Source organism: Streptomyces sp. NPDC002092 (genome assembly GCF_053593775.1).
The window spans coordinates 182109-199534 of the sequence record NZ_JBSFDG010000005.1 but is presented as its reverse complement, the minus strand read 5'-3'; the positions used below and the strand labels follow the sequence as shown (position 1 = coordinate 199534).

Here is a 17426-nt window from a genome sequence, read left to right as displayed (position 1 = left end):
ATGACCGAAGTCAACAAACCACCGCGCCCCGGGGGCTGGACCCGTTTCGTGACCGCCCGCCCGCGGCTGTCGCTGTTGGTGGCGCTGGTCATCACCGCGCTCGCCGTGCTGGCCGGCAGCGGGGTCGCCGACCGCCTGGGCAGCGGCGGCTGGGAGGACCCGGCCGCCCAGTCGACGTATGCGACCAAGGCGCTGGAGCGCGAGTTCCCGGACTCCCAGCCCAACCTGCTGCTGCTCGTCGACGCGGGCCGTTCCTCGGTGGACGACCCTGCCGTCGCCGCCCAGGCCCGGCGCCTCACCGCGCGCCTGGCCGGAGAGAAGGGCGTCATGGGCGTCGGCTCCTACTGGCAGTCCACATCGCCCGCCCTCCGGTCCAAGGACGGCCATGAGGCGCTGATCGCCGCCCACATCACGGGCGACGAGAAGGCGATGGGCGACACCCTGGACCGCATCGCGCCCCACTACCGCGGCACACACGGCGCGGTGCAGGTGAAGGTCGGCGGCCTCGTCGCCGTGCGGCACGAGATGCAGACGATCATCAAGGAGGACCTGACCCGCGCCGAGATGATCGCCCTGCCGGTGACGCTCGTGCTGCTGGTGATGGTCTTCGGGTCGGCGATCGCCGCCCTGCTGCCGCTGGGCATCGGCATCATCGCGATCCTCGGCACGAACGCGGTGCTGCGCGGCCTGACCGAGTTCACCGACGTCTCGGTCTTCGCGATGAACCTCACCACGGCCCTGGGCCTGGGCCTGGCCATCGACTACGCACTGTTCATCGTCCGCCGCTTCCGTGAAGAACTGTCCACGGGCGCCGACCCGTTGACGGCAGTGGGCACGACCCTGCGCACAGCCGGCCGCACCGTCCTCTTCTCCTCCCTCACGGTCGCGGTCTCCCTCGCGGCGATGCTGCTCTTCCCGCAGTACTTCCTGCGGTCCTTCGCCTACGCCGGCATAGCGGTCGTCCTGCTGGCCGCCGCGGCCGCGCTGATCCTGCTCCCGGCCGCCCTGGTGCTGCTCGGACACCGGGTCAACTCCCTGGATCTGCGCCGCCTGTTCCGACGCGGACGGGCCCCGAAGGCCTCCGGCGAGGAGGGCACAGCCTGGGCGCGGACGGCGACCCTAGTGATGCGCCGGGCCCCGCTCTTCGCCGTGGCGACCACGACCGTCCTGATCGTCCTCGGACTGCCCTTCCTGGGCGTGAAGTTCGGCACCGCGGACGACCGCCAGCTCCCCTCGACCGCAGAGTCCCACGTGGTCCAGCAGCACATCCGCGACGGCTTCCCGGGCAGCCCCGGCGGCGGCCTGGAGGTGCTCGCCGAGGGCAGCTCGACCCCCGCCGAGTACACCGCGTACAAGGACCGGATAGCTGGCCTGCCCGGTGTGCTGAGGGTCGACGGCCCGCTGGTGAAGGGGCAGTCGGCGTACTTCACCGTGCTGCCGAGGGGTGAGGCCGTGGACGACGCCGCCCAACGCCTGGTGGGTGAACTGCGCGCCACGCACGCCCCCTTCGACACCAAGGTGACCGGCACGGCGGCCGTCCTGGTCGACTCCAAGCACGCGATAGCCGAGCGCCTGCCCTGGGCGGCCGCCTTCATCGCGATCGTCACCCTGCTCCTGGTCTTCCTGCTGACCGGCAGCCTGCTGATACCGATCCAGGCCGTGGTGCTCAACGCACTCAGCCTGACCGCCATGTTCGGCGCGGTGGTCTGGGTCTTCCAGGACGGCCACCTGTCCGGCCTGCTCGGCTTCACCAGCCCCGGCTCGATAGAGACCACCCTGCCGGTCCTGATGTTCTGCGTGGCCTTCGGCCTCTCCATGGACTACGGCGTCTTCCTGCTCTCCCGCATCAAGGAGGAGTACGACAGAACGGGCGACCACAACGAGGCGGTCCGCCACGGCCTGCAGCGCACGGGCGGCCTGATCACGGCGGCGGCGGTGATCCTGGCAGTGGTGATGGTCGCCATCGGCACCTCCCGGGTCACCAACACCAAGATGCTTGGCCTGGGCATCGCCCTGGCGGTACTGATGGACGCGATGATCGTACGAAGCCTGTTGGTACCGGCGGTGATGAGGCTGACGGGCAGGGCTACTTGGTGGGCACCGGGGCCGTTGCGGCGGTTCCACGAACGGTTCGGTCTGAGTGAGGGCGACGACGAGCGCCCCGTGAGGGGCGCGGGGCAGTATCGATGTGCGGCTCCGCCGCGGGGCGCGACCAGCCACGATGTACCCGCAGAAACGGACGACGATGGGAGCCCACATGCGGGCAGTGGTGTTCGAGCAATACGGTGAGCCGGCCGAGGTACGAGACGTATCCGACCCCCGCCCCACCGACCACGGAGTGGTCGTACGGGTCGAAGCCACCGGCCTCTGCCGAAGCGACTGGCACGGCTGGCAGGGTCACGACCCGGACATCACCCTGCCGCACGTACCGGGCCACGAACTGGCCGGTGTCGTCGAGGCAGTCGGCGACAGAGTGACCGCCTGGCACCCGGGCGACCGCGTCACCGTTCCCTTCGTCTGCGCCTGCGGCAGCTGCGCGGCATGCGCTGCGGGCGACCAGCAGGTGTGCGAACGCCAGACCCAGCCCGGCTTCACCCACTGGGGCTCGTTCGCGCAGTACGTCGCGCTGGACCACGCCGACGTGAACCTCGTCGCCGTACCCCAGGAGCTGTCGTTCGCCACAGCGGCAGCGCTGGGCTGCCGGTTCGCCACGGCCTTCCGCGCGGTCGTGCAGCAGGGCCGGGTGGCGGCGGGGGAGTGGGTCGCGGTGCACGGCTGCGGGGGTGTGGGCCTGTCCGCGGTGATGATCGCGGCCGCATCGGGGGCGCGGGTGATCGCGGTGGACGTATCGCCTCAGGCCCTGGACCTGGCGCGGAAGTTCGGCGCGACGGAGTGTGTGGATGCGAGGCGGGCACCCGACACGGCCGCGGCGATCCGTGAGCTGACCGGCGGCGGCGCCCAGCTGTCCCTCGACGCCCTCGGCTCACCCGCCACCTGCGCCGCCTCGGTGAACGGCCTGCGCCGTCGTGGACGCCACGTCCAGGTGGGCCTGCTCCCCTCGCCCACCGGCACGACCCCCGTCCCGATGGCGCGAGCGATCGCCCTGGAGCTCGAACTCCTCGGCAGCCACGGCATGGCGGCGCACACCTACCCGCCGATGCTGGAGCTGGTCAGAGCGGGCGTGCTCCGCCCCGACCTGCTGGTCACGTCCACGATCACCCTGGACGCGACCCCGGACGCGCTGGCTGCGATGGGGACGGCGCCGGGAGCGGGGGTGACGGTCATCGAGCCGTGGAGTTGAAAGAGCGGGCGGCCCACTCCCGGTCGAGGATCGACATGATCACCTCGTCGGCCCACTCCCCGTGCCGTAGCTGCACCTCCCGCCGCACACCCTCGACGATGAACCCGACCTTCTCGTAGACGTGCAGGGCGCGTCGGTTGTGGCCGTAGGCCTCCAACTGGATCCGGTGGAGGCCGAGTTGCTCGAATCCGTACCCGACGATGAGCCGGGTGGCCTCGGTGCCGATGCCGCGGCCACGCCCCCTCGGTCCGATGAGGGTGCGGAACGTGCAACCACGCGCCGCCGGATCCCAGTCGTACAGGACCACCTCGCCGAGAAGTTCGCCGCTGTCCGGGTCGGTGACGGCGAGGTCGAGCCGGTCGGGGGCGGTGGCCCGGGAGCCGTACCAGGACCGCAGGCCCTCCGGACTGAGTTCGGTCGACGGCTCGTAGGTGAAGCGGATGACCTCGGGGTCCTCGATGATCTTCCACATCATCTCGGCGTCGGCCGCGGTGAAGGGCCGCAGGACGGTCCTCTCGCCGGCCAGGACGGGTTTCACGGAGAAGTCGCTCATGAGACGACTGTGCCCCACTGGTCAGGTGGGGCGCAGATCGTTTTCCGGCAGGTCAGGAGGTCAGGAGAACGGGTGGTCGGGGGCCTCGTCGTCTCTGCGACCGCGGTTTCCGGGCCGCGAGGCGACCCAGGCGCGGACGGTGTCCGCGTACCAGAAGGGCTTGCCACCCTCGACGTGGTCGGGCGGCGGCAGCAGCCCGTGTTTGCGGTAGGACCGCACGGTGTCCGGCTGCACCTTGATGTGCGCCGCGATCTCCTTGTACGACCAGAGCCTTCGGTCGGTCATGGGTAGCACCTCCCCGCGCGCACCGCGGGGGCGGCCGGGGGCGGCCGTCGGGGGAACCGGGCGCTGCGCTGGCGATCACATATCTGTGCCTGGTCAACGACGGATCGTGAGGGCAAGGCAGGGCCTGTGGGGCAGGTGTGACACAAGCCTCGCTCACCTGGGACACCCGTGACAGGGAAGGGGTGTTTGTGACACGAGCGAAGCAAACGCGCGCGTGGGCTCGGACGCGTGGTGCGTTGACAACGGCGAGATGAGCCGGGCCCGCCCCCCGGGTCCCCGTGGCGGTGTCGCCGGAGACCTCCCTCCGGGATCACCGCCCGGAAGAGCAGCGTGCATTCAGCGGACCCTGCCGGTCTTGGAAAGGGCGCACTTCGCTGGGATGTGAGCAACAGAGTCGTCGCCTCGCCGGTCATCCGACCCGCCGCAGGCGCCTGCCCGCGCCCCTGAGCCGGCAACCGCCGCGCCGACGGCATCATCAGCACGGCCGTGTCCGCACCGACCTGCGCCCCAGCTGTCATCCACCCGTGCTGCACTCCGTCAGAGGACCGCGGGGCAGGGCCAATGTGCGGCTTCCGTCGCGGGGGCGCGACAAGCCACGACGAACCCGCAGGAGCGCAGAACCCCGCAGACGATCAGGCGCCCTCACGCACCGCAGGACCGCAGAAACGCCCGAGTCCGCTGAGCAATCGGCAACGGCTTGTCCGGCTCACACGGATACATGTCCTGCTCGACGATGGCGAAGAGATCCACGTCCAGCTTCTGCGCGGCCTCCAGCACAGGCCCCAACGCCGGCACCCCCGCCGGGGGCTCGCACATCACACCCCGCGCCACCGCGGGCCCGAACGGCACCTGGTTGGCCCGGACGTCAGCAAGGATCTCCGGGTCCACCTGCTTGAGGTGCAGATACCCGATCCGCTCCCCATACGTCTCGATCAGCTTGACGCTGTCCCCGCCGCAGTACGCGTAGTGCCCCGTGTCCAGGCACAGCGACACCAGCTCGGAGTCCGTCCCGTCCAGGAACCGGACGACGTTCTCCTCGCTGTCGATATGCGTGTCGGCATGCGGATGGACGACGATCTGCAGCCCGTACCGCTCCCGCACCTCCCGCCCGAGCCGCTCGGTCAGCGAGGTCAGATTCCGCCACTGCTCGGCCGTCAGGGTGTCCGGCTCCAGCACCTCACCGGTCTTGTCGTCCCGCCAGAAGGACGGGATGACCACCAGGTGGGAGGCGCCCATGGCCTGCGCGAGCACCGCGTTGTCCGCTACATGCGCCCAGGTCTTCTCCCACACCCCCTCACCGTGGTGCAGGCCCGTGAACACGGTCCCCGCCGACACCTTCAGGCCACGCCGGGAGGTCTCCTCGGCGAGAACGGCCGGATCGGTCGGCAGGTAGCCGTAAGGGCCCAGCTCGATCCACTCGTAGCCGGACTGCGCGACCTCGTCGAGGAAGCGCTGCCAGGGGACCTGCTGCGGGTCGTCGGGGAACCACACACCCCAGGAGTCGGGAGCCGACCCGATCCGGATGCGGGACAGTGAGGAAGAAGAGGGTGACAACGACGTCATGCCGGTCAGCTTCGGTGCGACGGTAAGCGCTGTCAAGGTCTCGTCCGAATGTCTGGACAAAACATTGACAGGGCTCCGCGTACGGGGCTAGAAACGCGGGGAGAGCCGTAACGAAGGGAAGCCGATGGCGTACGACCTGATCACCATGGGGCGGATCGGAGTGGACCTGTATCCGCTCCAGACCGGTGTCCCGCTGCCGCAGGTGACGAGCTTCGGCAAGTTCCTCGGCGGCTCGGCGACGAACGTCGCGGTCGCGGCGGCCCGCCTCGGACGCCGTACGGCGGTGATCACGCGCACCGGCGACGACCCCTTCGGCACCTATCTGCACGAGGCCCTGCGGGGCTTCGGAGTCGACGACCGCTGGGTCACGCCGGTGCAGGGCCTGCCCACCCCGGTGACCTTCTGCGAGATCTTCCCGCCGGACGACTTCCCGCTGTACTTCTACCGGCAGCCCAAGGCCCCCGACCTGGAGATAGACGCCCACGAGCTCGATCTCGACGCCATCCGCGACGCCCGTATCTTCTGGGTCACCGGCACCGGTCTGAGCGAGGAGCCCAGCCGTACGGCGACGCTGGCGGCCCTCGCCCACCGCGCGAAGGCCGGTACGACGGTCTTCGACCTCGACTGGCGCCCCATGTTCTGGGGCGACCCCGCCTCCGCCCGGCCCTTCTACCAGGAGGCCCTGCGCCACACCACCGTCGCGGTCGGCAACCTCGACGAGGTGGAGGTCGCCACCGGAGTGCGTGAACCGCAGGCCGCCGCCCAGGCGTTGCTGGACGCGGGCGTCGAACTCGCCGTGGTCAAGCAGGGCCCGAAGGGCGTGCTCGCCGTGAACAGCAAGGGCGAGTCCGCCGAGGTCCCGCCGCTCCCGGTGAACGTCCTCAACGGCCTCGGCGCCGGCGACGCCTTCGGCGGTTCCCTCTGCCACGGTCTGCTGGAGGGCCGGGACCTGGAGACGATCATGCGGCACGCCAATGCGGCCGGCGCGATCGTCGCCTCCCGTCTGGAGTGCTCCTCCGCCATGCCGACCACCGACGAGATCGAGGCCGCGCTCTCCGCGGGGGCCGTACTGTGACCGTCGACGTGGCGGAGCTCGTCCGCATCCGCGCCCACCGCCCCGAGGCGATAGCGGAGGCCGCCGCCCGCCGCACCCGCAGGCCGCTGCTCGGTGACTCCGGCCGGCTGATGATCGTCGCCGCCGACCACCCGGCCCGCGGCGCGCTCGGTGTCGGCGACCGCAGGTTCGCCATGGCCAACCGCGCCGACCTGCTGGAACGCCTCTGCCTTGCGCTCTCCCGGCCCGGCGTCGACGGCGTCCTCGCCACCGCCGACATCCTCGACGACCTGCTGCTCCTCGGCGCCCTCGACGGCAAGGTCGTCATGGGCTCGATGAACCGCGGCGGACTCCAGGGCGCCAGCTTCGAGCTCGACGACCGTTTCACCGGCCATCGCGCCGAGGACATCGAGCGCCTCGGCTTCGACGCCGGCAAGCTGCTCCTGCGCATCGACTACGACGACCCGGGCTCCCTCACCACCCTGGAGTCCACCGCCCGCGCCATCGACGACATGGCCGCGCGCGGACTGCCCGTCTTCGTCGAGCCGTTCCTCAGCCGCCGCACGGACGAGGGCCGGCTGAAGAACGACCTGTCCGCCGAGGCCGTCACCAAGTCCATCGCCATCGCCTCCGGGCTGGGCGGCACCTCGGCCTACACCTGGCTGAAGCTGCCGGTCACCGAGAACCCGGACGACATGTCCGAGGTCATGGAGACCTCCACGCTGCCCGCCGTCCTTCTGGGCGGCGAGGTCGGCGACGACCAGGACGGCGCGTACGAGAAGTGGCGCGGCGCCCTCCAGCTCCCGACCGTGCGCGGCCTGGTGGTCGGCCGTTCGCTGCTGTACCCGGCGGACGGCGATGTGGCCGCCGCCGTCGACACCGCCGTAGGACTGCTGTGAGGACCGCATGAGCAGCAAGGAGCTGTACGTCGCGCGGGGCACCACCGCGGACGCCAATTACGCGCTCGACATCGACCCGAAGCGGGCCGGCTGGGCGTACTGCAGTCTGCGGATCGTCGAGCTGGAGCCGGGTGGTACACACACCTTCACCACCGGCGACAGTGAGTGGATCGTGCTTCCGCTGCAGGGCGGATGTACCGTGCGCACAGCCGACGGCACAAGCGACGAAGAGTTCCAACTCCTGGGCAGGGACAGCGTGTTCGCGTCGGTCTCCGACTTCGCGTACGCACCCCGTGACGCCCGGGTCCAGATCGCCTCCGGCGCGGGAGGCCGCTTCGCCCTGGCAGGAGCGAAGTGCGAGCGACGACTCCCCGCCCGCTACGGCCCCGCGCCGGAGGTCCCCGTCGAAGAGCGCGGCAGCGGCACCCAGTTGCGGCACGTCCGCAACTTCGCCTCCGCCGACGCCTTCGACTGCGACAGGCTCATCGCCGTCGAGGTCATCACCCCCGGCGGCAACTGGTCCTCGTACCCGCCGCACAAGCACGACGAGCACCGGCCGGGTGTGGAGGCGGAGCTGGAGGAGATCTACTACTTCGAGATCGACGGCCCGAACGGTTTCGGCTATCAGCGCGTATCACCCTCCCGTGAGGGCGGATCGGACGTCCTCGCGGAGGTCCGCTCCGGCGACGCCGTCCTCGTCCCCGACGGATGGCACGGCCCGTCCATCGCCCAGCCCGGCCACGACATGTACTACCTCAACGTCATGGCGGGCCCGGGGGAGACTCGGGAGTGGCGGATCTGCTTCCATCCGGAACATACGGAGGGTTACCGATGACGTCCTCAACGACGAGGCTCACGGTCGCGCAGGCACTCGTCCGCTTCCTGTCGGCCCAGTACACCGAGCGCGACGGCGTCCGGCAGAGGCTGATCGGCGCCACCTGGGGCATCTTCGGCCACGGAAACGTGGCGGGCATCGGCCAGGCGCTCGTGGAGTACGCCGACGACATGCCGTTCCACCAGGGCCGCAACGAACAGGCCATGGTGCACGCGGCGGTCGGTTACGCGAGGCAGTCGGGCCGCCTGTCCACGCACGCGGTGACGACCTCCATCGGCCCGGGCGCGACGAACCTCGTCACGGGCGCCGCCCTCGCGACCGTCAACCATCTCCCGGTGCTGCTCCTGCCCGGCGACGTCTTCGCCACCCGCCCCGCCGACCCGGTGCTCCAGCAGCTCGAAGTCCCGTACGCCGGCGATGTGTCGGTCAACGACAGCCTGCGCCCGGTGTCGAGGTACTTCGACCGCATCACCCGGCCGGAGTCCCTGATCCCGTCGGCCCTGAACGCCATGCGCGTGCTGACCGACCCCGTCGAGACCGGCGCCGTGACCCTGACCCTCCCGCAGGACGTCCAGGCGGAGGCCTTCGACTGGCCGGACGAGTTCTTCGCCGAGCGCACCTGGGTCGTACGACGTCCGGGCGCCGACCCGGCCGAACTCGCCGAGGCCGTACGGGCGATCAGGTCCGCGCGCAGGCCGCTCGTCATCGCCGGCGGCGGCGTCCACCACAGCCGCGCCGAGGAGGCCCTCGCCGAGTTCGCCGAGGCCACCGGCATCCCGGCCGCCTCCACCCAGGCCGGCAAGGGCTCCCTGCGCCACGACCACCCACAGGACGTCGGCGGCATCGGCCACACCGGTACGGCGACCGCGAACGAACTCGCCCGCACCGCCGATCTGGTGATCGGCGTGGGGACCAGGTACACCGACTTCACCACGGCCTCCGGGACCCTCTTCACCGGCGAGGGCGTGCGCTTCCTCAACCTCAACATCGCGTCCTTCGACGGCCACAAGCTCGCCGGCCTGCCTCTGATCGCGGACGCCCGCAGCGGCCTCCAGGAGCTGACCGCGGCCCTCGACCTGCACGCGTACGAGGTCCCGGCCTCCTATGTCACCGAGTACACCGAGGACAAGGAGCGCTGGGAACAGCGCGTCGATGCCTGCTACGAGGCCGACGAACCGGACGTGCGCCCGACGCAGCCGCAGGTCCTCGGCGCCCTGGACGCGCTGGTGGACGAGTCGGACGTGATCATCAACGCGGCCGGCTCCCTCCCCGGTGACCTGCACAAACTGTGGCGGGCGCGGTCGCGGGACCAGTACCACCTGGAGTACGGCTACTCCTGCATGGGCTACGAGATACCCGCCGCGATCGGCGTGAAGCTGGCCGCACCGGACCGGCCCGTGTGGGCGCTGGTCGGCGACGGGACGTATCTGATGATGCCGACGGAGATCGTGACCGCCGTACAGGAGGGCGTCGCGATCAAGGTCCTCCTGATCCAGAACCACGGGTACGCGTCCATCGGCGGTCTGTCCGAGTCGGTGGGCGGCGAGCGGTTCGGCACCGCGTACCGCTTCCAGTCCGATGACGGTACGTACACGGGGGCGCCGCTGCCCGTGGACCTCGCCGCCAACGCCGCCAGTCTGGGCATGCGCGTGCTGCGCGCGAAGACCGTGGCGGACCTGCGGACGGCGCTCGCCGAGGCGCGCGCCGCCGACACACCCACATGTGTCTACGTCGAGACCGAAACGGCCGACACTGTGTCGGGCCCGCCGCCGGCGCAGGCCTGGTGGGATGTACCTGTGGCCGAGACCGCGACCCGACCGTCGGCGGTGAAGGCCCGCGAGCTGTACGAACGGCACGTCTCGACCCGACGCCGCCATCTGTGAAGGAGCAACTGGGCATGACGAAGATCGTCAACCACTGGATCGGCGGCAAGACCGTCGAAGGCGCGTCGGGCACGTACGGGCCGGTCACCGACCCTGCGACCGGCGCGGTCACCACGAAGGTCGCCTTCGCCTCGGTCGACGAGGTCGACGCGGCGGTGGCGGCGGCCAAGGACGCCTTCGTGACCTGGGGCCAGTCCTCGCTGGCCAAGCGCACGGAGATCCTCTTCCGCTTCCGTGCGCTGCTGGACGCCAACCGCGACGCGATCGCCGAGCTGATCACCGCCGAGCACGGCAAGGTGCACTCCGACGCGCTCGGCGAGGTGGCCCGCGGCCTGGAGATCGTCGACCTCGCGTGCGGCATCAACGTGCAGCTCAAGGGCGAGCTGTCCACGCAGGTCGCCAGCCGCGTCGACGTCTCCTCGATCCGCCAGCCGCTGGGTGTCGTCGCGGGCATCACGCCGTTCAACTTCCCGGCGATGGTCCCGATGTGGATGTTCCCGATCGCCATCGCGACCGGCAACACCTTCGTCCTCAAGCCCTCCGAGAAGGACCCGTCGGCCTCCGTCAAGCTCGCCGAGCTGCTCGCCGAGGCCGGTCTGCCGGACGGCGTCTTCAACGTCGTGCACGGCGACAAGGTGGCCGTCGACCGCCTCCTGGAGCACCCGGACGTCAAGGCGGTGTCGTTCGTCGGCTCCACCCCGATCGCCCGCTACATCCACACCACCGCCGCCGCGAACCACAAGCGGGTGCAGGCGCTGGGCGGCGCCAAGAACCACATGCTGGTCCTGCCGGACGCCGACCTGGACGCGGCCGCCGACGCCGCCGTGTCGGCCGCCTACGGCTCCGCGGGCGAGCGCTGCATGGCCATCTCCGCGGTCGTCGCGGTCGGCTCCATCGGCGACGAGCTGGTGGAGAAGATCCGCGAGCGCGCCGAGAAGATCAAGATCGGCCCCGGCAACGACCCGACCTCCGAGATGGGCCCGCTGATCACGAAGGTCCACCGCGACAAGGTGGCCTCCTACGTCTCCGGTGCGGCGGCCGAGGGCGCCGAGGTCGTGCTCGACGGCACCGGCTACACCGTCGAGGGCTTCGAGGACGGCCACTGGATCGGCATCTCGCTCCTCGACAAGGTGCCCACCACCGCCAAGGCCTACCAGGACGAGATCTTCGGCCCGGTGCTGTGCGTGCTGCGCGTGGACACCTACGAGGAGGGCGTGGCGCTGATCAACTCCTCGCCGTTCGGCAACGGCACCGCGATCTTCACCCGGGACGGCGGCGCCGCCCGCCGCTTCCAGCTGGAGATCGAGGCCGGCATGGTCGGCGTGAACGTCCCGATCCCGGTCCCCGTCGGCTACCACAGCTTCGGCGGCTGGAAGGACTCCCTCTTCGGGGACCACCACATCTACGGCAACGACGGCACGCACTTCTACACCCGCGGCAAGGTCGTCACCACCCGCTGGCCCGACCCCGCCGACGCCCCCTCCGGCGTCGACCTGGGCTTCCCGCGCAACCACTGACGAGGGCGTCAGGGGCCGTCCGCCATGCGGACGGCCCCATTTTTTTGCGGGCGCACGCTGCGATTCCCGTAGCGGGACAAGCGCCCACACTGACCGACCCGTTGTGTCGTAATCAACATCCGTAAGGTCATCTGGCTACGGATTCCGCAGGTGACGAAGCATTGACGCGACGGTTTCCGTCGGGATTCCATGCAGCCACCCAGCCGCCGGAGGCATCCGCACGAGTCGATCGGAATCCGCCGTATGACCGACATGCTCCGCCCTGCCGAGACCGCCGTCCCTCAGACGGCGGACAGCAGCCCCAAGGCCCTCAAACGCTCCATCGGGGTGGTCGGCGGCACTCTCCTCACCCTCTCCTGCGTGACCCCGGCCTCCACGCTCTTCGTGGTCGTCCCGGATCTGTTCGGCTCGCTCGGCACCGCCACCGCCCTGACGATCGCCATCGGCTCCCTGCTCTGTATCGCCGTGGCGTTCTGCTACTCGGAGCTGGGCACCCTGATCCCCAGCGCGGGCGGCGAGTACGCGATGGTCTCGACGATGGCCGGACGGCTCGCGGGCTGGCTCGTCTTCGTCCTCTCCCTTCTGGTCGTCATGATCGTCCCGCCGGTGATCGCGATGGGCACGGCGGACTACCTGGCGCCGGTCGTGCATCTGGACCCGGCGGTCGCGGGCGCGGGCGTCATGCTCCTGGCGACGCTCGCCGGTCTGCTGGACCTGCGGGCCAACGCCTGGATCACCGGCATCTTCCTGGTCCTGGAGGTCATCGCGGCGGCCGTGGTCGCGGTCCTGGGCTTCGCACACAGCGAGCGGGGCGCCGGGAGCCTGGTCTCCATGCAGGTGGCGGGCTCCGGCCACCACACGGACACGGTGACGGCGATGATGGTGGTGTCAGGGCTGGCGATCGCCCTGTTCGTCACCCAGGGCTTCTCGACCGCCGTCTACCTCTCCGAGGAACTGGAGCACCCGCGCCGCAACGTCGCCCGCACGGTCCTGGCCACCCTCGCCATCTCGACGGTGATCATCCTGGTCCCGGTGGTGGCGATCACCATGGGCGCCTCGGACCTCTCCACGCTGACCGGCGGCGACATCAGCTCCATGGTCACCGCCTGGTCCAACTCCGCGGTCGGCACCTTCGTCAGCCTCTGCGTGGCCCTCGCGATCATCAACGCGGGCATCGTCATGGTCATCCAGAACTCCCGTGTCCTGTTCGCCTCGGCCCGCGACAAGGCCTGGCCGGAACCGGTCAACAACGTCTTCGCCAAGCTAGGCCGCTTCGGCTCCCCCTGGGTCGCCACCCTCGCGGTCGGAGTCCCCGGCGCCCTGCTCTGCTTCGTGAACCTGGACACCCTGTACGGCGTCACGGGCGTCTCGGTGACGGGCATGTACCTCCTGGTCGCGGTAGCGGCCCTCCTGTCCCGCCGCGGCTCCCACAAACACACCCCCGCCTGGCGCATGCCGCTGTGGCCCGCCATGCCGATCCTGCTGATCGCGGTCCTGGCCTACATCCTCAGCCAGCAGGAGACGAGCTACCTCCTGTGGACGGGCGGCATCACAGCGGCGGCCACCCTGTACTGGGCCTTCTACCTGCGCCCGCGCAGGGACACACGGTGGCTGGTCTCACTTCCGGAGGACGAGCGTTTTTAGGGGAGCGGGGCTGTATCGATATGCGGCTCCGCCGCGTGGGCGCGACAAGCCACGACGCACTCGCAGTCGGCAGACCACAGACGTACCCGAGCAAGTAGCCGTACACCAACCGCGGTACACAGGAGCCCTCGGGTTCACCCCACGGTCTGCCCCGACTGTCAGAGACGCCCCGTACCGTTGAGTCATGGATCTTCGACCGCCCCGCCTGCGCGGGCTGCTTCGGGGGCCCCGGAGGCTACTGGCCGCCGGGGCCGCCGTCGTCGTACTCGCAGGCGCGGGAACGTGGACGGCCGTCGCCTCGGACGACAAGGCCCCGGTGCACCGCACCGACCGCATCATGGCGATGGACGGGGTACGGATCGACACCTCGTACTTCACCCCCGGCTCCACCGGCGGCCGCCACCCCGCCGTCCTGCTCGCCCACGGCTTCGGCGGCAGCAAGCAGGACGTCCGGCAGCAGGCGGAGGACCTGGCCTCAGACGGTTACGCGGTGCTGACCTGGTCGGCCCGCGGCTTCGGGAAGTCCACCGGCAAGATCGGGCTGAACGACCCGAAGGCCGAGGTCGCCGATGTCTCCAAGCTGATCGACTGGCTTGCGAAGCAGCCGCAGGTCCAGCTCGACAAGCCCGGCGACCCGCGCGTGGGCGTCGCTGGCGCCTCGTACGGCGGCGCGATCTCCCTGCTGGCAGCGGGGTACGACCACCGGGTGGACGCCATCGCCCCGGCGATCACCTACTGGAACCTGGCGGACGCCCTGTTCCCGAACGGCGTTTTCAAGAAGCTGTGGGCGGGCATCTTCATCAACTCCGGCGGCGGCTGCGGCAGGTTCCAGCCCGAGCTGTGCCGGATGTACGAGCGGGTCGCGGAGTCGGGCAAGCCCGACGCGCAGGCGCGTGAGCTGCTGGCCGCCCGCTCCCCGTCCGCCGTGGCAGACCGGATCAAGGTGCCGACGCTGCTGGTGCAGGGGCAGACGGACTCCCTCTTCCCGCTCGGCCAGGCGGACGCGGCGGCGAAGGCCATCCGTGCCCATGGCGCCTTGGTCGACGTCGACTGGATCGCCGGCGGGCACGACGGCGGCGACATGGAGACGAGCCGCGTCCAGACACGCGTGCGTGCCTGGTTCGACCAGTACCTCAAGGACGAGAAGGGCACGGACACCGGCCCGGCCTTCCGCATCACCCGCACCGGAGGAGTCGACTCCACGGACGGCGCGGCCGTACTGCGGGGAGCGACCGACGACACGTACCCGGGCCTGGAGAGCGGACAGCGCTCCGTGCGGCTGAGGGGCTCGCAGCAGAGCTTCGCCAACCCCGCGGGTGCCAGCCCGCCCGCCGTCTCCGCCCTGCCCGGCCTCGGCGGCTCCGGCGGCCTCGCCCAGCTGTCCTCGCTCGGCGTCGGGGTGTCGCTGGACTTCCCCGGCCAGTACGCGCAATTCGAGTCGGCACCGGTGAGCACCGGCCTGCGGATCACCGGATCGCCCACGGTCACCGTGCACGTCAAGTCGACCAGCGACGACGCCGTGCTGTTCGGAAAGGTGTACGACGTCGGTCCTGGCGGCGGCGCACCCGTGCTGCCCTCGCAGCTGGTGACCCCCGTCCGGGTCGAGGGCGCGAAGTCCGGCAAGGACGTGACGATCACGCTCCCGGCCGTCGACCACGAGGTCGAACAGGGCCACCGGCTGCGCCTGGTCCTCGCCTCCACCGACCTCGGCTACGCCTCCCCGGCCGCCCCGGCGACGTACACCGTCTCCCTCAAGGGCGACCTGAAGGTGCCGACGGCACCCGGCGTGACGACCGCGGCCGCCCCGCTGCCGTCCTGGGTGTGGTGGCTCCCGCTGGCCGGCGCGGTGCTCGCCCTGGCCCTGCTGCTGACGGGCCGCCGCCGCACGATCGCGCCGGCCCCGGCTCCCGAACTGGCGGACGTCCCGCTCCAGATCACGGACCTGAGCAAGCGGTACGCCAAGTCGGCGGACCGTTACGCGGTACGGGACCTGTCCTTCCGCGTGGAGAAGGGCCAGGTGCTCGGCCTCCTCGGTCCCAACGGCGCGGGCAAGACCACGACCCTGCGCATGCTGATGGGCCTGATCAGGCCGGACGGCGGCGAGATCCGCGTCTTCGGCCAGGCGATCCGCCCCGGCGCCCCGGTCCTGTCCCGGGTCGGCGCCTTCGTGGAGGGCGCGGGCTTCCTCCCGCACCTGTCCGGCCGCGAGAACCTGGAGCTGTACTGGCAGGCGACGGGCCGCCCGCCCGAGGACGCCCACCTGGACGAGGCCCTGGAGATCGCGGGCCTCGGCGACGCACTGGCCCGCGCGGTCCGCACCTACTCCCAGGGCATGCGCCAGCGCCTGGCCATCGCCCAGGCCATGCTGGGCCTGCCGGACCTGCTCATCCTCGACGAACCGACCAACGGCCTGGACCCGCCCCAGATCCGCGAGATGCGCGAGGTGCTGATCCGCTACGCGGCCGCCGGCCGCACGGTGATCGTCTCCAGCCACCTCCTGGCAGAGGTCGAACAGTCCTGCACCCACCTGGTCGTCATGGACCGCGGCCGCCTCGTCCAGGCAGGCCCGGTCGCCGACATCATCGGCTCAGGCGACACCCTCCTCGTCGGCCTGGCAGACGACATCCCGGATCCGCTGGTGGAGAAGGTCGCGGCCCTACCGGGCGTGGACTCGGCGGTACGGACGGATGGGGGCTTGCTGATCCGCCTGGCGCCGGCGCCCCATAGGGGCGCGGGGAACTGCCCGACCAGCCACAACGTAGCCGCGGACGAACACCGGCAAACTCCGGCACTCACCTCCGCACCGCCCGCAGCCGCCCGCACGGGCACCGGCACCGCCGCCAACCTCCTCGTAGAGCTGGTGCGCCTAGAAGTCCCGGTGGCTTCCCTCGGCCCCCACCGCCGCCTGGAGGACGCCTTCCTCACCCTGATCGGAGGTTCCGCATGAGCACGCTGGCCGAGCACACCGAGCCCCTCCACGCCGCCTCCGGTTACCGGGCCGCCCGCACCCTGCCCCTACGGGTCGAACTGGCCCGGCAGCTGAAGCGGCGCCGGACGCTGATCATGGCGGGAATCCTCGCCGCGCTGCCGTTCGTGCTGCTCATCGCGTTCGCGATCGGCGGCGACCCGAGCGGCCGCGACGGCCGGGTGACGCTGATGGACACGGCCACCGCGTCCGGGGCCAACTTCGCTGCCGTCAACCTCTTCGTCTCCGCGGGCTTCCTGCTCGTCATCCCGGTCGCCCTGTTCTGCGGGGACACGGTGGCGTCCGAGGCGAGCTGGTCCTCCCTGCGCTATCTGCTGGCCGCCCCCGTCCCACGGCCCCGCCTCCTGTGGTCCAAGCTCGTCGTCGGACTCGGCCTCAGCCTGGCCGCGATGATCCTGCTCCCAGTGGTGGCCCTGGCCGTGGGCACGGCCGCCTACGGCTGGGGCCCGCTGCAGATCCCCACCGGCGGTGCGCTGGACTCGGGGACGGCGGCCCAGCGACTGCTGGTGGTCGTGGCGTTCATCTTCGTGTCCCAACTGGTCACCGCGGGGCTGGCGTTCTGGCTCTCGACGAAGACGGATGCGCCCCTCGGGGCGGTCGGTGGCGCCGTCGGACTCACCATCGTCGGCAATGTCCTGGACGCCGTGACGGCCCTCGGCCACTGGCGTGACTTCCTGCCCGCGCACTGGCAGTTCGCCTGGGCGGACGCCGTCCAGCCGCATCCCGAGTGGTCCGGCATGATCCAGGGCACGGCGATTTCCATAACGTACGCGCTCGTGCTGTTCGCCCTGGCCTTCAGGGGTTTCGCCCGCAAGGACGTGGTGTCCTAGGTCAACGGAGGATCACCCACCGGTCTCGACCGGCCATGATCGTGGCCGTCTTGAGATGCATCCGCAACGCCCCGTG

13 protein-coding genes are annotated in these 17426 nt (G+C 70.7%); 10 read left to right on the top strand and 3 right to left on the bottom strand.

The window, feature by feature from the left end; translation table 11 throughout:
* Both ACWCRD_RS13480 and ACWCRD_RS13475 read left to right on the top strand, forming a co-directional pair.
* Complete coding sequence (locus ACWCRD_RS13480) at nucleotides 1-2289, top strand: MMPL family transporter (RefSeq protein ID WP_450966005.1); 2289 nt, start codon at nucleotides 1-3, stop codon at nucleotides 2287-2289.
* Entirely contained in the window at nucleotides 2258-3301 is a 1044-nt protein-coding gene (locus ACWCRD_RS13475; RefSeq protein WP_450966004.1) for a zinc-dependent alcohol dehydrogenase family protein, read from the top strand. The genes ACWCRD_RS13480 and ACWCRD_RS13475 overlap by 32 nt, the downstream gene beginning before the upstream one ends.
* Here ACWCRD_RS13475 and ACWCRD_RS13470 read toward each other — a convergent pair.
* From ACWCRD_RS13470 to ACWCRD_RS13460, 3 genes are all read right to left on the bottom strand, one after another.
* On the bottom strand, nucleotides 3282-3854 hold the full coding sequence (locus ACWCRD_RS13470) for a GNAT family N-acetyltransferase (RefSeq protein ID WP_450966003.1): 573 nt from the start codon (nucleotides 3852-3854) through the stop codon (nucleotides 3282-3284). The two genes, ACWCRD_RS13475 and ACWCRD_RS13470, sit on opposite strands and share 20 nt — an antisense overlap.
* A gap of 60 nt (nucleotides 3855-3914) precedes the next feature.
* Nucleotides 3915-4139 (bottom strand): helix-turn-helix transcriptional regulator, encoded by a 225-nt coding sequence (locus ACWCRD_RS13465; protein WP_344402700.1) that lies wholly within the window; start codon nucleotides 4137-4139, stop codon nucleotides 3915-3917.
* A gap of 642 nt (nucleotides 4140-4781) precedes the next feature.
* Nucleotides 4782-5702: a sugar phosphate isomerase/epimerase family protein gene (locus ACWCRD_RS13460; RefSeq protein WP_450966002.1), complete on the bottom strand. Its 921-nt coding sequence runs from the start codon at nucleotides 5700-5702 to the stop codon at nucleotides 4782-4784.
* A 124-nt stretch (nucleotides 5703-5826) separates the two neighbouring features.
* Between ACWCRD_RS13460 and iolC the strand changes: the two genes are divergently transcribed.
* From iolC to ACWCRD_RS13420, 8 genes are all read left to right on the top strand, one after another.
* Complete coding sequence (gene iolC, locus ACWCRD_RS13455; RefSeq protein ID WP_450966001.1) at nucleotides 5827-6777, top strand: 5-dehydro-2-deoxygluconokinase; 951 nt, start codon at nucleotides 5827-5829, stop codon at nucleotides 6775-6777.
* The gene (locus tag ACWCRD_RS13450; RefSeq protein ID WP_344402696.1) at nucleotides 6774-7655 is read left to right on the top strand and encodes a Cgl0159 family (beta/alpha)8-fold protein; all 882 of its coding nucleotides are present in this window, start codon (nucleotides 6774-6776) and stop codon (nucleotides 7653-7655) included. The genes iolC and ACWCRD_RS13450 overlap by 4 nt, the downstream gene beginning before the upstream one ends.
* A gap of 7 nt (nucleotides 7656-7662) precedes the next feature.
* A complete protein-coding gene (iolB, locus tag ACWCRD_RS13445) occupies nucleotides 7663-8490 on the top strand; it encodes a 5-deoxy-glucuronate isomerase (protein WP_450966000.1) in 828 nt (275 codons plus the stop codon).
* Nucleotides 8487-10373, top strand: coding sequence for a 3D-(3,5/4)-trihydroxycyclohexane-1,2-dione acylhydrolase (decyclizing) (iolD, locus tag ACWCRD_RS13440; RefSeq protein ID WP_450965999.1), 1887 nt, complete (start codon nucleotides 8487-8489; stop codon nucleotides 10371-10373). Before iolB ends, iolD begins: the two co-directional genes overlap by 4 nt.
* A gap of 14 nt (nucleotides 10374-10387) precedes the next feature.
* A complete protein-coding gene (gene mmsA / locus ACWCRD_RS13435) occupies nucleotides 10388-11890 on the top strand; it encodes a CoA-acylating methylmalonate-semialdehyde dehydrogenase (protein WP_450965998.1) in 1503 nt (500 codons plus the stop codon).
* Between the two features lie 243 nt (nucleotides 11891-12133).
* Entirely contained in the window at nucleotides 12134-13534 is a 1401-nt protein-coding gene (locus ACWCRD_RS13430) for an APC family permease (protein WP_450965997.1), read from the top strand.
* Nucleotides 13535-13718: 184 nt separating this feature from the next.
* Entirely contained in the window at nucleotides 13719-16481 is a 2763-nt protein-coding gene (locus ACWCRD_RS13425; protein WP_450965996.1) for a CocE/NonD family hydrolase, read from the top strand.
* The gene (locus ACWCRD_RS13420) at nucleotides 16478-17350 is read left to right on the top strand and encodes an ABC transporter permease (RefSeq protein WP_450965995.1); all 873 of its coding nucleotides are present in this window, start codon (nucleotides 16478-16480) and stop codon (nucleotides 17348-17350) included. The genes ACWCRD_RS13425 and ACWCRD_RS13420 overlap by 4 nt, the downstream gene beginning before the upstream one ends.
* Nucleotides 17351-17426: the final 76 nt, after the last annotated feature.